13 protein-coding genes and 1 tRNA gene are annotated in these 14,636 nt (G+C 65.9%); 10 read left to right on the top strand and 4 right to left on the bottom strand.

The genetic code is table 11. The annotated features are described in order from the left end of the window. Positions 1-26: 26 nt before the first annotated feature. Positions 27-103 (bottom strand) — tRNA-Pro (locus ACI1V7_RS01955). 70 nt (positions 104-173) lie between these two features. Further along, on the bottom strand, positions 174-2,069 hold the full coding sequence (locus ACI1V7_RS01950) for an MFS transporter (RefSeq protein WP_404530098.1): 1,896 nt from the start codon (positions 2,067-2,069) through the stop codon (positions 174-176). A 287-nt stretch (positions 2,070-2,356) separates the two neighbouring features. Between ACI1V7_RS01950 and ACI1V7_RS01945 the strand changes: the two genes are divergently transcribed. After that, complete coding sequence (locus ACI1V7_RS01945; RefSeq protein ID WP_404530097.1) at positions 2,357-2,554, top strand: hypothetical protein; 198 nt, start codon at positions 2,357-2,359, stop codon at positions 2,552-2,554. A gap of 51 nt (positions 2,555-2,605) precedes the next feature. Here the strand turns inward: ACI1V7_RS01945 and ACI1V7_RS01940 are convergent, their stop codons facing one another. Together ACI1V7_RS01940 and ACI1V7_RS01935 are read right to left on the bottom strand one after the other, a co-directional pair. Next, positions 2,606-3,925: a homoserine dehydrogenase gene (locus tag ACI1V7_RS01940; RefSeq protein ID WP_404530096.1), complete on the bottom strand. Its 1,320-nt coding sequence runs from the start codon at positions 3,923-3,925 to the stop codon at positions 2,606-2,608. A 17-nt stretch (positions 3,926-3,942) separates the two neighbouring features. Beyond that, positions 3,943-5,169: a pyridoxal phosphate-dependent aminotransferase gene (locus tag ACI1V7_RS01935; RefSeq protein ID WP_290412102.1), complete on the bottom strand. Its 1,227-nt coding sequence runs from the start codon at positions 5,167-5,169 to the stop codon at positions 3,943-3,945. Positions 5,170-5,377: 208 nt separating this feature from the next. On the opposite strand from ACI1V7_RS01935, the gene ACI1V7_RS01930 reads away from it, so the two are divergent. From ACI1V7_RS01930 to ACI1V7_RS01890, 9 genes are all read left to right on the top strand, one after another. Beyond that, positions 5,378-5,767 carry an Mth938-like domain-containing protein gene (locus tag ACI1V7_RS01930; protein WP_404530095.1) on the top strand — a complete coding sequence of 130 codons (390 nt, stop codon included), beginning with the start codon at positions 5,378-5,380 and terminating at the stop codon, positions 5,765-5,767. Then, positions 5,764-7,431 carry a glycosyltransferase family 39 protein gene (locus ACI1V7_RS01925; RefSeq protein ID WP_404530094.1) on the top strand — a complete coding sequence of 556 codons (1,668 nt, stop codon included), beginning with the start codon at positions 5,764-5,766 and terminating at the stop codon, positions 7,429-7,431. The genes ACI1V7_RS01930 and ACI1V7_RS01925 overlap by 4 nt, the downstream gene beginning before the upstream one ends. Before the next feature lie 10 nt (positions 7,432-7,441). Next, positions 7,442-7,816: a DMT family transporter gene (locus ACI1V7_RS01920; protein WP_404530093.1), complete on the top strand. Its 375-nt coding sequence runs from the start codon at positions 7,442-7,444 to the stop codon at positions 7,814-7,816. A gap of 66 nt (positions 7,817-7,882) precedes the next feature. Next, positions 7,883-9,037: a DegT/DnrJ/EryC1/StrS family aminotransferase gene (locus ACI1V7_RS01915; protein WP_404530092.1), complete on the top strand. Its 1,155-nt coding sequence runs from the start codon at positions 7,883-7,885 to the stop codon at positions 9,035-9,037. Positions 9,038-9,048: 11 nt separating this feature from the next. Further along, positions 9,049-10,032: a glycosyltransferase gene (locus ACI1V7_RS01910; protein ID WP_404531525.1), complete on the top strand. Its 984-nt coding sequence runs from the start codon at positions 9,049-9,051 to the stop codon at positions 10,030-10,032. Positions 10,033-10,155: 123 nt separating this feature from the next. Beyond that, positions 10,156-11,073 carry a formyltransferase gene (locus ACI1V7_RS01905; protein WP_404530091.1) on the top strand — a complete coding sequence of 306 codons (918 nt, stop codon included), beginning with the start codon at positions 10,156-10,158 and terminating at the stop codon, positions 11,071-11,073. A gap of 3 nt (positions 11,074-11,076) precedes the next feature. Next, the gene (locus ACI1V7_RS01900; protein ID WP_404530090.1) at positions 11,077-12,015 is read left to right on the top strand and encodes a polysaccharide deacetylase family protein; all 939 of its coding nucleotides are present in this window, start codon (positions 11,077-11,079) and stop codon (positions 12,013-12,015) included. 29 nt (positions 12,016-12,044) lie between these two features. Next, on the top strand, positions 12,045-12,563 hold the full coding sequence (locus ACI1V7_RS01895; RefSeq protein WP_404530089.1) for a peroxiredoxin: 519 nt from the start codon (positions 12,045-12,047) through the stop codon (positions 12,561-12,563). A gap of 248 nt (positions 12,564-12,811) precedes the next feature. Then, positions 12,812-14,632, top strand: a complete 1,821-nt coding sequence (locus tag ACI1V7_RS01890) for a PhoH family protein (RefSeq protein WP_404530088.1) — start codon at positions 12,812-12,814, stop codon at positions 14,630-14,632. Positions 14,633-14,636 lie beyond the last annotated feature (4 nt).

Raw genomic sequence — 14,636 nt, 5'->3', positions numbered from 1 at the left:
AAGCTGGCCTAACTCGTTGAATTCATTGGTCGGGGCGAGAGGATTCGAACCTCCGACCACCTGCACCCCATGCAGGTACGCTACCGGGCTGCGCTACGCCCCGACTCGGGCCACAATTATATCAAAGCCGCGCGCAAAGGTTAAGCTTTTGGCACAGGCAAGATTGATGCGGCTTATTTCCAGTCCCCGCGCAGCGCCAGCACCTGTTCGTACAGCCCTTCCGGCGTCACCTCCTGCGGCGGTACGGGCACGCCCACGGCCAGCGCCAGCCGCGAACGCCAGCCACGCGAGAACGTGCGCTCGAACACGTTGGCCGGGTCGCGCGAGAACACGCTGCCCCACAGGCCGCGCAAGGCCATCGGGATCACGGGCACCTTGCTGCGTTCGACGATCTTGCTGATACCTCCCCGGAACTCGTTCATGTCGCCCGTGCGGGTCAGCTTTCCTTCCGGGAAGATGCAGACCAGGTCGCCTTCGTGCAGGGCCTGGGCGATGTCGACGAAGGCTTTTTCCATCAGCCACGGGTCTTCCTTGGCCGGCGCGATCGGGATCGCTTTCGCCGTGCGGAAGATGAAGCCCAGCAGCGGCGTCTTGAAGATGCGGTGGTCCATCACGAAGCGGATCGGGCGCGGGCTGGCGGCCATGATGACGATGGCATCGACGTAGCTGACGTGGTTGCAGACCAGCACGGCGGCGCCCTCGCGCGGGATCCGTGCCGCGTCCACGGTGGAAACGCGGTGGATCGTGTGGATCAGCAGCCAGGCCAGGAAGCGCATCAGGAATTCCGGCACCAGCGAGAAGATGTAGACGGCGACGATGGCGTTCAGCAAGGCCGTGGTCAGGAACATTTCCGGGATCGTGAAGCCCTGCTTCACCAGCAAGATCGCCACGCCGGCGGCCGCCACCATGAACAGTGCGTTCAGGATGTTCATGCCGGCGATGGTGCGCGACACGTGCTTTGGGTCGCAGCGGGTCTGGATCAGCGCGAACAGGGGCACGATGAAGAAGCCGCCGAACATGCCGAGCAGCAGCAGGTCGACGAGGATGCGCCAGGCGCCGTGCTGGGCGACCAGACCGAGCGCGTCGACGGCCGCCGTGTTCACATAGCCCAGGCTGGCGAAATACAGGTCGATGCCGAATACCGACAGGCCGATCGCGCCGAACGGCACGAGACCGATCTCGACCTTGCCGCCCGACAGTTTGTCGCACAGCAGCGAGCCGGTGCCGATGCCCAGCGAGAAAATCGTCAGCAGCAGCACGAACACGCTGTGGTCGCCATGCAGGTAATCCTTGGCGTACAGGGGAAATTGCGCCAGCAGCAGCGCGCCGTAGAACCAGAACCAGGAATTGCCCAGCATGGACAGGAACACGGTGCGGTTCTTGCGCGAGAACGCGATGTTGCGTACGGATTCGGCGACGAAGTTGGCGCTGATCTTCAAGTCCGGTACAGGCGCCGGCGATGCGGGAATGCGCCAGCTCGACGCCAGGCCGAGCGCGGCCACGCCCAGCGTGCCGAAGGCGACGAGTTCGGCGCCCAGGTGGCCGTGGCTGGCGAGCAGCGCGCCCACCACTTCGCCCAGCAGGATGCCGACGAAGGTGCCCATCTCGATCACGCCGTTGCCGCCGACCAGCTCGTCGTTGCGCAGGTGCTGCGGCAGGTAGGCGTACTTGACGGGGCCGAACAGCGTCGAATGGATGCCCATGCCCGCCACCGCCGCGATCAGCAGCCACAGCGTGTGCGTCAGCCAGCCGATCGCGGCGATCGCCATGATGCCGACTTCGAGTAGCTTGACGAAGCGCGCCAGCCTGCCCTTCTCCACCTTGTCGGCGACCTGGCCGGCGGTGGCGGAGAGCAGCACATAGGGCAGGATGAACAGGCCCGGCACCAGGTTGTTCAGCAGCGCCGGAGACAGGTCGGTCCAGGACGCCGCATCGAAGGTCAGCACCGTCAGCAGCGCCGTCTTGAACAGGTTGTCGTTGAAGGCGCCCAGGAACTGGGTCCAGAAGAAGGGGCCGAAGCGGCGCTGGGCAAGCAGGGCGAACTGGCTGGTATGGGGCGTGGAGCTCATGGATGTCGCGGATCGTGAACGAGATGCGTAATCTACAGGACAAGCTTCGCCTTGGAAATCCAGCATTGCTTACTGTCAAACCAGGTAGTACAGATTGATACCCGAAGTAACGCAGACCGCCACACTATCCTTTCGGTAGCGCTGCCTGCCACCTTCCGAGATTAGGATCCATCAGTATATTGTGCCGAGACAAGTATTCTTTGCGGCAAACCGCCGATGGCTTGAAGCAGCTCAAACATGCCGACCGACACGCTTTTTGTGCACTGCAGCGCAGGTAGAATGCGCGCATGAATCCTACCGACCACTTCCTCTCGCAGGTCAGCGCCCGCGATGCGCTGTACGACCAGATCGAGCGTGAACTGCGCGCGCTCACCATTGCCCGGCTCGACGGCACGGACGGCGCGCCGCGTCAGGTCGTGGACGAGTTCGCCGACGACTACCCGCTGTGCTTCCGCATGCCGCCGCCGCGCCGTCACCAGGCATGAAAAAAGCCGGCCGTCCTCGCGGACGCCGGCTGGCGACGGCATCAGGCCGGATCAGCCCAGGCTTTCCAGGCGGATGCGCACTACCTTGCCCACCGTAGTCGGCAATTGCTCGATCTTCGCGATGGCCGCGTCGACGTTCTTCTCGCGCGTCTGGTGCGTGATGATGACGATGTCGGTGCGGGTCTTCTCGCCCGGCTCCTTCTGCAGCACGGCGTCGATCGAGATGCCGGCGTCGGCCAGGATGCGCGTGAGGTCCGCCATCACGCCCAGCTGGTCCTGCACCGTCACGCGCAGGTAGTAGCTCGTCTTGATCTCGGCCATCGGGCGGATCGGCACGTCAGCCAGTTCCGTCGGCTGGAAGGCCAGGTGCGGCACGCGCGAGTACGGGTCGACGGTCGCCAGGCGGGTCACGTCGATCAGGTCGGCGATCACGGCCGATGCGGTCGGCTCCGCGCCGGCGCCCCTGCCGTAGTACATCGACGTGCCGACGGCGTCGGCATGGACCAGCACGGCATTCATCGGCCCTTCGACGTTGGCGATCAGGCGCGCGGTCGGGATCAGCGTGGGATGCACGCGCAGCTCGATGCCCTCGGCGTCGTCGACGACGGTGCGGCGCGTGATGCCCAGCAGCTTGATGCGGTAGCCCAGCTCCTCGGCGTAGCGGATGTCGACGGCCTGCAGCTTGCTGATGCCCTCCACGTAGGCGCTGTCGAACTGCATCGGGATGCCGAAGGCGATCGCGGCCATGATGGTCAGCTTGTGCGCGGCGTCGACGCCTTCGATGTCGAAGGTCGGGTCCGCTTCGGCATAGCCGAGTTCCTGCGCCTGCTTGAGCACGGTGGCGAAGTCCAGGCCCTTGTCGCGCATCTCGGACAGGATGAAGTTGGTGGTGCCGTTGATGATGCCGGCGACCGACTCGATGCGGTTGGCCGACAGGCCTTCGCGCAGCGCCTTGATGATCGGCACGCCGCCGGCGACGGCCGCTTCGAACGCGACCATCACGCCCTTCTCGTGGGCGGCGGCGAAGATCTCGTTGCCGTGCAGCGCCAGCAGCGCCTTGTTGGCGGTGACGACGTGCTTGCCGTTGGCGATGGCCTGCAGCACCAGCTCGCGCGCCGGTTCGTAGCCGCCGATCAGTTCGACGACGATGTCGATGGCGGGATCGTTCACCACGTCGAACGGGTCGCTGACGATGGCGCAGGTGTCGCCGACGATGGCGCGGGCGCGCTCCGGTTTGCGGGCAGCGACCTTGGCCACCTCGATGCCGCGGCCGGCGCGGCGGCGGATTTCTTCCTGGTTGCGTTGGAGGACCTGGAAGGTACCGGCACCGACGGTGCCGATGCCGAGCAGGCCGACTTGGATAGGTTTCATGGACAAGTTTTCGTGTTTCAGCGCGCGTGGCGGCGCCGGTAACCGTCGAGGAAGCGCGCGATGCGGCCGCACGCGTCGGTCAGGTCGTCGGAATTGGGGAGGAACACCAGACGGAAATGGTCGGGCGATTTCCAGTTGAAGCCGGTGCCTTGCACCAGCAGGACTTTTTCCTCGGACAGCAGCTCGCAGATAAATTGCTGGTCGTCCGCGATCGGATAGATCTTCGGGTCGAGGCGCGGGAACATGTACAGCGCCGCTTTTGGCTTGACGCAGCTTACGCCCGGAATATCGGTCAGGAGTTTGTGGGCCAGGTCGCGCTGGCGCGCCAGGCGGCCGCCCGGCGCCACCAGGTCGGCGATGCTCTGGTAGCCGCCCAGCGCGGTCTGGATCGCGAACTGGCCCGGCGCGTTGGCGCACAGGCGCATCGAGGCCAGCATGTTGAGGCCTTCGATATAGTCCTTGGCGTGGCGCTTCTCGCCGGACACCACCATCCAGCCGGCGCGGTAGCCGCACGAGCGGTAGTTCTTCGACAGGCCGTTGAGCGTGACGAACAGCACGTCGTCGGCCAGCGAGGCCATCGAGACGTGCTCGGCGCCGTCGTACAGGGTCTTGTCGTAGATCTCGTCGGCGTAGACGATCAGCTGGTGCTGGCGCGCCAGCTCGATGATCTCCAGCAGCACCTCGCGCGAGTACAGCGCGCCGGTCGGGTTGTTCGGGTTGATGACGACGATCGCGCGCGTGTTCGGCGTGATCTTCCGGCGCATGTCGTCGATGTCCGGCATCCAGCCGGCCTCTTCGTCGCAGATATAGTGCACCGGGTTGCCGCCGGCCAGGCTCACGGCCGCCGTCCACAGCGGATAGTCGGGTGCCGGGACCAGCACTTCGTCGCCGCCGTTCAGCAAGCCCTGCATGGCCATCACGATCAGCTCGGAGGCGCCGTTGCCCAGGTAGATGTCGTCGATGCCGACGCCTTCGATGTTCTTGCCCTGGGTGTAGTGCATGACGGCCTTGCGCGGCGCGAACATGCCCTTCGAGTCCGTGTAGCCGGCCGCGCCGGACATGTTGCGGATCATGTCCTGCACGATCTCGTCGGGCGGATCGAATCCGAACACGGCCAGGTTGCCGATGTTCAGCTTGATGATCTTGTGGCCGTCGTCCTCCATCTGGCGCGCGATCTGCAGGGCCGGGCCGCGGATCTCGTAACAGACGTCATCCAGCTTATTGGACTTCAAAATCGGTCGCACACTATCACCTTGTTCAATCAGGCCGCGGTTCGCTGCCGGCACGCGTCGCATTTGTTGCAATGCGAAAAAGAAATTCCATTCTGCCGAAAGCCGCCATATTAAGCAACCCAACATAACTTTAATGTAATCCAGCAAATTAAATTCGCAGGTTAAAATGCACGTCCGCACCTGCGAATCTGCTTCCATCTGCTTCCGCTACCGGTTCCCTATGAAGCTCCATACCAGCAGCACCGAAAAATACCAGACCGTCACTGGCTACGACCAGTCCGGCGTCGAGATCAACGCCAAGCGCTACGACTACAGCGTGCTGGTCATGCCCGAAGTGGCGCCGCGCGCCTGGAACGTGGCCCACTTCGACGAGCTGACGCCCGCCCATTTCGAGATGATCGCCGCCGACAAGCCGGACGTCGTCATCCTCGGCACCGGCGAGCGCCAGCGCTTCGTGCATCCGAAGCTGGTGGCCAGCCTGGCGAGCCAGCGCATCGGCGTCGAGTCGATGGACAGCCACGCCGCCTGCCGCACCTACAACATCCTGATGGGCGAAGGCCGCAAGGCCACCCTGGCACTGATCATCGAGGGCGCGAAGGCCCCCGAATGAACGAACTGCACCGGAACGCGGCGCTGCGCTGGACGCTGCTGCTCGTCCTGGCCGTCGCGCTCCTTTCCGTGCTGGGCGTGCGCACGCTGGTGCCGGCCGACGAGGGACGATATGCCGAGATGGCGCGCGAGATGTTCGCCAGCGGCGACTGGATCACCACGCGCCTGAACGGCATCAAGTACTTCGAGAAGCCGCCGCTCCAGACCTGGATGAACGCCCTCACCTTTGCGATGTTCGGACTGGGCGAATGGCAGGCACGCCTGTGGACGGGCCTGTGCGGCCTGGCCGGCATCGTGCTGGCCGGCGTCGCCGGCACGCGCGTGTTCGGCGAGCGCACCGGTTTCTACGCCGCCCTGGTGCTGGGCTCCTCCGTGTTCTGGGTCGTCGGCAGCCAGTCCAACTCGCTCGACATGAGCCTGTCCGCGACGATGACGCTGTCGCTGTGCGGGCTCCTCATTGCCCAGCGCGACGGCGCCGGCGCGCGCGAGCGGCGCAACTGGATGCTGGCCTGCTGGGCCGGCATGGCGCTGGCCGTGCTGTCCAAGGGCCTGGTCGGCATCGTGCTGCCGGGCGCCGTGCTGGTACTGTATTCCCTCGTCGCCCGCGACCTGCGCATCTGGACCCGCCTGCACTTGGGCCAGGGCCTGCTGCTGTTCTTCCTGATCACGGCGCCGTGGTTCGTGCTGGTCGGCCTGAAGAACCCCGAGCAGCCCTACTTCTTCTTCGTCCACGAACACTTCGCCAGGTTCCTGCTGAAGGGCCACAACCGCGAGGAACCGTGGTGGTACTTCCTGCCGCTGCTGGCCGCGGGCAGCATGCCCTGGCTTGGCGTGCTGGCGCAAAGCCTCGCCGGCGGCGCCCGCCGCGACGGGCCGGCGCAGGCCTTCCGCCCGCGCCTGCTGCTGCTGGTCTGGGCCGTGTTCATTTTCCTGTTCTTCAGCGTCTCGAATTCCAAGCTGCCCGCCTACATCCTGCCCGTGTTCCCGGCCGTGGCGCTGCTGGTCGCGCAGCGCCTGGACGAAGGACCGCGGCGCGGCCGCATGCTGGCCGCCGGCTCGACGGCGCTGCTGGGCGCGGCCTTCGTGGCGCTGGTGCCCTTCATGGAACGCCTGGCGCGCCGGCCGGGCGAGGCCGCGCTGTACGAAGCGTTCCAGCCCTGGGTGCTGGCGGCCGGCATCGTGCTGCTGGTCGGCGGCCTGCTGGCGCTGCTGTATGCGCGCCAGATGCTGAGCGACCTGTCGGTGCTGGTGCTCGCGCTGGCATCGTTCGCCGCGACCCAGGCGATCATGGCCGGCTTCGAGCCGGTCGGCCGCGCGCGCGCCGGCCTCGAGCTGCTGCCCGCGCTGCAGGCCGCCGGCGCCACGGATCCGGCCGTGCCCGTGTATTCGGTGGGGCTGTACGAACAGTCGCTGACCTTCTACCTGAACCGCACCGTGACCCTGGTCGCCTTCGAGGACGAATTCGCCTTCGGCCTGCAGCAGGAGCCGCAGCGCTGGATCCCGTCGATGGCGGCCTTCGTCGCGCGCTGGCGTGACGACGCGGCCGCGGGCCGGCGCAACGTCGCCATCATCCGCCCGGAATTCGTGGCGGACCTGCGGCGCCAGGGCGTGCCGCTCCGCGTGGTCGCCGGCGACGCCCGGCGCAGCGTGATCGTGAACTACTGAGCTTTTTTCCATGAACCTGACCACCTTTGCCTTCATCCTGTCCGGCGTGCTGCTCAATGCCTGCGCCCAGCTGTTCCTCAAGGCCGGCACCAACGCCATGGGCGGCGCGATCCACCTGACCGCGCAGAACGCGCTGCCGACCTTCCTGAAGGTCGTGACCCAGCTGCCGATCCTGGCCGGCCTGGCCTGCTACGGCGTGTCCCTGGTCGTCTGGATCATCGGACTGTCGCGCACCGACGTCACCATCGCCTACCCGATGCTGTCGCTCGGCTACGTGGTCTCCGCGCTGGGCGCCTGGATGTTCCTGGGCGAGGTGGTCCCGCCCCAGCGCCTGCTGGCGATCGGCCTGATCATGCTGGGCGTGATCCTGCTCGCGCGCACCTGAACGGCGCACTGCTTCCATTTCCGCCCACGTACTTTACCCAGTTTTCAACCCGTTCCACGAGCCTCCATGAGCACCGAGCTGCCCTTCCTCCCCTTCTCGCGGCCCACGATCGACGAAGACACCATCGCCGCCGTCGGCGACGTGCTGCGTTCCGGATGGATCACCACCGGACCGAAAAACGCCGCCTTCGAGGCGCAGCTGTCCGAGTACTTCGGCGGCCGCCCCGTGCGCACCTTCAATTCCGGCACCTGCACGATGGAGATCGCACTGCGCATCGCCGGCGTGGGGCCGGGCGACGAAGTGATCACCACGCCCGTCTCGTGGCCGGCCACGGCCAACGTCATCATCGAGACGGGCGCGACCCCCGTATTCGCCGACATCGACCCCGTCACCCGCAATATCGACCTCGACCGCCTGGAAGCGGCGATCACCCCGCGCACGCGCGCGCTGATCCCCGTCTACCTGTCCGGCCTGCCCGTGGACATGGACCGCCTGTACGCCATCGCCGCAAAGCACAAGCTGCGCGTGGTCGAGGATGCGGCCCAGGCCCTGGGCTCGACGTGGAACGGCAAGCGCATCGGTTCCTTCGGCGACTTCGCCTCGTTCAGCTTCCAGGCCAACAAGAACATCACGACGGGCGAAGGCGGCTGCCTGGTGCTGAACAATCTCGAAGAAGCGCGCCTGGCCGAGAAATACCGCCTGCAGGGCGTGACGCGCAGCGGCGTGGACGGCATCGACGTCGATGTCCTGGGCGGCAAATACAATATGAGCGACATCATGGCCGCCATCGGCCTGGGCCAGATGAAGCATCTGGACACGGTGACGGCCCACCGCGCCGCCCTGGCGCGCCACTACTTCGACTGCTTCGGCGTGGACTTCGAGGAGCGCTACGGCGCCCAGCTGCCCGTGCAGGCCTTCGGCAGCTCGAACTGGCACCTGTTCCAGATCATCCTGCCGGACGACGGCCCCGGCACGCGCGCCGCCTTCATGACGCGCATGCAGCAGGAGTTCAACATCGGCACCGGCTACCACTACGCGCCGATCCACCTGTTCACGCTGTACCGCCAGCGCGGCTTCAAGGAAGGGCAATTCCCCGTCGCCGAGCGCATCGGCCGGCTGACCGTCACGCTGCCGATGTTCGCCGCGATGACCGTCGCCGACGTCGAGCGCGTCGTCGCGGCCGTGAAGCAGGTGCTGCAGCCGAAGGGGCAGCAGCAATGAGCGTCGTGGCCATCAAACCGGAAATCTCCGTCGTCATCCCCGTCTACAACGAAGAGGCGGGCCTGGCGAACCTGTTCGCGCGCCTGTACCCGGCGCTGGACGCGCTGGGCGCGCCCTACGAGATCGTGTTCGTCAACGACGGCAGCCGCGACAACTCCGTATCGATCCTGGCCGAGCAGTACCGGCAGCGTCCGGACGTGACGCGCGTCGTGCTCTTCAACGGCAACTACGGCCAGCATATGGCGATCCTGGCCGGCTTCGAGCAGACCCGCGGGCAGATCGTGATCACGCTCGACGCCGACCTGCAGAATCCGCCGGAAGAGATCCGCAAGCTGGTCGCCAAGATGCGCGAAGGCTACGACTACGTGGGCTCGATCCGCCGCAAGCGCCAGGATTCCGCATGGCGCACGGTGGCATCGAAAGCCATGAACCGCGTGCGCGAACGCATCACCAACATCCACATCACGGACCAGGGCAATATGCTGCGCGCCTACGGGCGCAACGTGATCGACCTGGTCAACCAGTGCGGCGAGGTGAACACCTTCGTGCCGGCGCTCGCGTACAAGTTCGCGCGCAAGCCGACCGAGATCGTCGTCGAGCACGAGGAACGCGCGGCCGGCGAATCGAAGTATTCGCTGTACAGCCTGATCCGCCTGAACTTCGACCTGATGACGGGCTTCTCGCTGGTGCCGCTGCAGTTCTTCTCGCTGCTGGGCATGGCGATGTCGCTGCTGTCGGCCATCCTCGTCGTCGTGCTGCTGCTGCGCCGCCTGTTCGTGGGTTCCGAAGCGGACGGCGTGTTCACGCTGTTCGCGATCGCCTTCTTCTTCATGGGCGTCATCCTGTTCGGCATCGGCCTCGTGGGCGAATACGTGGGCCGCATCTACCAGCAGGTGCGGGCACGGCCGCGCTACGTGGTGGCGACGATCCTGCAGGGCGTGCCGGACGATAAAGTCGACGACGACGCTGTAGAGAAGCGCGAAGTGGCGCGCTGAATCATACGCACGTCGTCCCTGCGCAGGCAGGGACCCAATTTCGCCTGATCGATCGGCACGCAGAAATTGGATCCCCGCCTTCGCGGGGGCGACGGTGGTCTCTCAATTACTGTATTGGAAATCATGAACCAACCCCGCAAACGCGCCGTCGTCTTTGCCTACCATAACGTGGGCGTGCGCTGCCTGAAGGTGCTGCTGGCCGGCGGCGTCGACGTCGCCCTCGTCGTCACGCACGAGGACAGCGCCACGGAAAACATCTGGTTCGAATCCGTCCAGTCGCTGTGCGAGACGGAGGGCATCCCCTTCATCACGCCGGCCGACCCCAAGTCACCGGCACTGCTGCAGGCCGTGCAGGCGGCGCGTCCGGACCTGATGTTCAGCTTCTACTACCGCCACATGCTGCCCCAGGCGATCCTCGACGTGGCGCCGGCCTACAATATGCACGGTTCGCTGCTGCCGGCCTACCGCGGCCGCGCGCCCGTGAACTGGGCCGTGCTGCACGGCGAGCGCGAGGCGGGCGCCTCGCTGCACGAGATGACGGCCAAGCCGGATGCCGGCAGCATCGTCGCCCAGCAGGCGGTGCCGATCCTGCCCGACGACACGGCGTTCGAGGTGTTCGGCAAGGTCACGGTGGCGGCCGAGCTGGCCCTGTACCGCGTGCTGCCGGCCCTGCTGGACGGCAGCGCGCCGCGCACGCCCAACGACCTGACGCGGGGCGGCTACTTCGGCGGCCGCAAGCCGGATGACGGCCGCATCGACTGGAGCAAACCCGCGCAGGACGTCTACAACCTGCACCGCGCCGTCGCGCCGCCCTACCCCGGCGCCTTCACCGACGTCGGCCCGCGCCGCTACACGATCGAACGGGCACGGCTCGGCGGCCCCGCGCCGGATGGCCTGCCGCCGGGACTGGCCGTCGTGGGCGATGCCATCGTCGGCGTCTGCGGCGACGGACGCACCATCGCCATCCACGCCCTGCTGGCCGACGGCCTGCGCATCGGCCCCAACGAACTGCGGCAGCAACTCGCCGGCGCGAAAGGCTGAACCGTGGCACCGCTGCTCGTCCTCAAGATTGACGTCGACACCTACCGCGGCACGCGCGAGGGCGTGCCGAACCTGGCGCGCATGCTCGCGCGCCACGGCGCCGGCGCGACCTTCCTGTTCTCGCTGGGCCCGGACCACACGGGCCGGGCGATGAAGCGGGCGCTGCGGCCCGGCTTCTTCAGCAAGGTCTCGCGCACCTCCGTGGTCGAGCACTACGGCGTGAAGACGCTGATGTACGGCGTGCTGCTGCCCGGCCCGGACATCGGCGCCAGGGCCGCTGCCGAGATGCGCGCCGTGCGCGATGCCGGCTTCGAATGCGGCATCCACACCTGGGACCACGTGCTGTGGCAGGACGCCGTGCGCACGCGTGACGCCGCGTGGACGCTGCGCATGCTGGAACGCAGCGAGCGGCGCTACCGCGAGGTGTTCGGGCAGGCGCCGCATACGCACGGCGCGGCCGGCTGGCAGATGAACGAGGCCGCGTTCGCGCGCCACGACGACGCCGGCTACCGCTATGCCTCGGACGGCCGCGCCCTGCTGAACGACGACGGCTCCCTGCGCGATCCGCAGGCCGGTCCCTACCGCCTGACGGGCCTGTCCTGCATCCAGATGCCGACCACGCTGCCGACGCTGGACGAACTACTGGGCCGCGAGATCGGCGGCAAGGTGCTGGACGAGGACAATATCGCCGACCACCTGCTGGCGCTGACGGCACAGCGGCGCGACCACGTATATACCTTGCACGCGGAACTTGAAGGACAGAAACTTGCCCCCATATTCGACCGGCTATTGTCAGGTTGGAAAGCCCAGGGCTACCGGCTTGTCGCGATGGCCGACTATCATGAGAAGATCAAGGATGTCCCGCTGCCGCAGTATCCGCTGCAGTGGGGCCAGGTGCCCGGCCGGTCAGGCGAACTGATCGTGCTCGACACGCATCGCTAAAATAAAACCGGTTCCTTCAGGAGAGACCCGTGGCCGACAGCCCAAACGCAGCACCTGCGGCAGACACCGCCGCAGCACCCGTCCCGCCAGCGCTCAATGCCAAGCTGGACAACTTCAGCGCCGCCATGACGGGCGACCAGACCTTCGAACTCGCGGGCCGTCCCGCCAGGTACACGGTGCTGTACTTCTACCCGAAGGACAACACGCCGGGCTGCACGACGGAGGCGATGGCCTTCCGCGACCACCACGAGGAATTCGCCAAGTTAGGTGCGGCCGTGTTCGGCATCAGCCGCGATTCGCTCCGTTCGCACGAGAACTTCAAGGCCAAACTGGGCCTGCCGTTCGACCTGATCTCGGACCCCGAAGAGCTGGTGTGCAACCAGTTCGCCGTCATGAAGATGAAAAACATGTATGGCAAGAAAGTGCGCGGGGTAGAGCGCAGTACGTTTGTCATTGACGCTGACGGCAAAGTGGTGAAAGAATGGCGTGGCGTGAAAGTCAATGATCACGTAAAAGAAGTGCTGGATTTCCTGCAGAGCCAGCCCTGAGGGCCGAATCACTTGGCGCGTGCTTCTCCCCGTAATGGATGGCTCCGGTCAGCTAACCTGTTACCGAGCATACGCCTATTTTGAGTCATAGTTGCACCTCCCTCGCGTCACATCAATCTGGGTGCCGGCCCATTCCCTCCCATGGCCGGCCGGCGCCTCGCAGCTCATCCCATAGTTGCATCTGTTCGCCCGGCGGCGCGTGTGCGCCGCGCGGTGCTTTTTCCGACCTTTTCTAGATTGAGAACCTGATGCCACTGCCAAAAATACCAACCAAGCCGGCAACCATCCTGCTGACCAAGGATTATCCCCAGCCCGTCGCCGGCAAGTCGCCCGTGCGCGCCGCCGCGAAGGCGGAAAACGACCCGGTCGAGGACTTGATCAGCGGTGCCGCCGTGCCTGCCGCCAAGACCAACCGCGCGCGCAAGTCGAAGGCGGCGCTGCTGGCCGAGGCGCCCGCGCGCGAGGATACGCCCGTCGCAGCCCCCATTGCAGCGCCCGCCCGCGCCGAAGCGCCGGCCAAGCCCGGCAAGTCCGACAAGGCTGCCAAGAACGGCCTGCAGGCCAAGCTGCGCGAGACCGACAACAATGCGCCCCACCCCGCCAAGCACAAGCCCGTCGAGGTCAACGTCAAGTCGCCGGCCAGCCGCAAGGCCGACACCTCCGGCGTGACCAAGATGTTCGTGCTCGACACCAACGTGCTGATGCATGATCCGACCTCGCTGTTCCGCTTCGAGGAACACGACGTCTACCTGCCGATGATGACGCTGGAAGAGCTCGACAACCACAAGAAGGGCATGTCGGAAGTCGCGCGCAACGCGCGCCAGGTCTCGCGCACGCTGGACGCGCTGATCGCCAATACGGAAGACGACGCGATCGAGACGGGCATTCCGCTGGCCAAGCTGGGCAACAAGGATGCGAAGGGCCGCCTGTACTTCCAGACCCGCCTGAACGCGGCCACCCTGCCCGAAGGCCTGCCCTCGGGCAAGGCCGACAACCAGATCCTGGGCGTCGTGCGCGCGCTGGAAATGGACCAGGAAGGCCGCGCCATCGTGCTGGTGTCGAAAGACATCAATATGCGCATCAAGGCCCGCGCCATGGGCCTGGCGGCCGAGGATTACTTCAACGACCACGTGCTCGAGGATACCGACCTGCTGTATTCGGGCATCGTGCAATTGCCGGACGATTTCTGGACCCGCCACGGCAAGGGCATGGAATCGTGGCAGGAGATCAAGGGCGGCTATTCGTCGACCTGGTACCGCGTGACGGGCCCGTTCATCCCCTCGCTGATGGTGAACCAGTTCGTCTACCTCGAAGGCAAGGGTGGTGAGGCGCCGTTCTACGGCCAGGTGCGCCAGATCAACGGCAAGACGGCCGTGCTGCAGACGCTGCGCGACTACTCCAGCAATAAGAACAATGTCTGGGGCATCACGGCGCGCAACCGCGAGCAGAACTTCGCGCTGAACCTCCTGATGAATCCGGAGATCGACTTCGTCAGTCTGCTGGGCCAGGCCGGTACGGGCAAGACCCTGCTGGCGCTGGCAGCGGGCCTGGCGCAGGTGCTCGAGACCAAGCAGTACAACGAGATCATCGTCACCCGCGTGACGGTGCCGGTCGGCGAGGACATCGGCTTCCTGCCCGGTACCGAGGAAGAAAAGATGTCGCCCTGGATGGGCGCCTTCGACGACAACCTCGAGGTGCTGATGAAGTCGGACGGCGACGCCGGCGACTGGGGCCGCGCCGCGACCCAGGACCTGATCCGCTCGCGCATCAAGATCAAGTCGCTGAACTTCATGCGTGGCCGCACCTTCGTCAACAAGTTCCTGATCATCGACGAAGCGCAGAACCTGACGCCCAAGCAGATGAAGACCCTCGTCACCCGCGCCGGTCCCGGCACCAAGATCCTGTGCCTGGGCAATATCGCGCAGATCGACACGCCGTACCTGACGGAAGGCTCGAGCGGCCTGACCTATGTAGTCGATCGCTTCAAGGGCTGGAGCCACGGCGGCCACGTGACGCTGGCGCGCGGCGAACGTTCGCGCCTGGCCGACCACGCGAGCGACGTGCTGTAAATAC

The sequence above is a fragment of the Massilia paldalensis genome, assembly GCF_044901715.1.
Lineage (GTDB): Bacteria > Pseudomonadota > Gammaproteobacteria > Burkholderiales > Burkholderiaceae_D > Telluria > Telluria paldalensis.
This window is presented reverse-complemented; position numbering and strand designations above follow the sequence as displayed.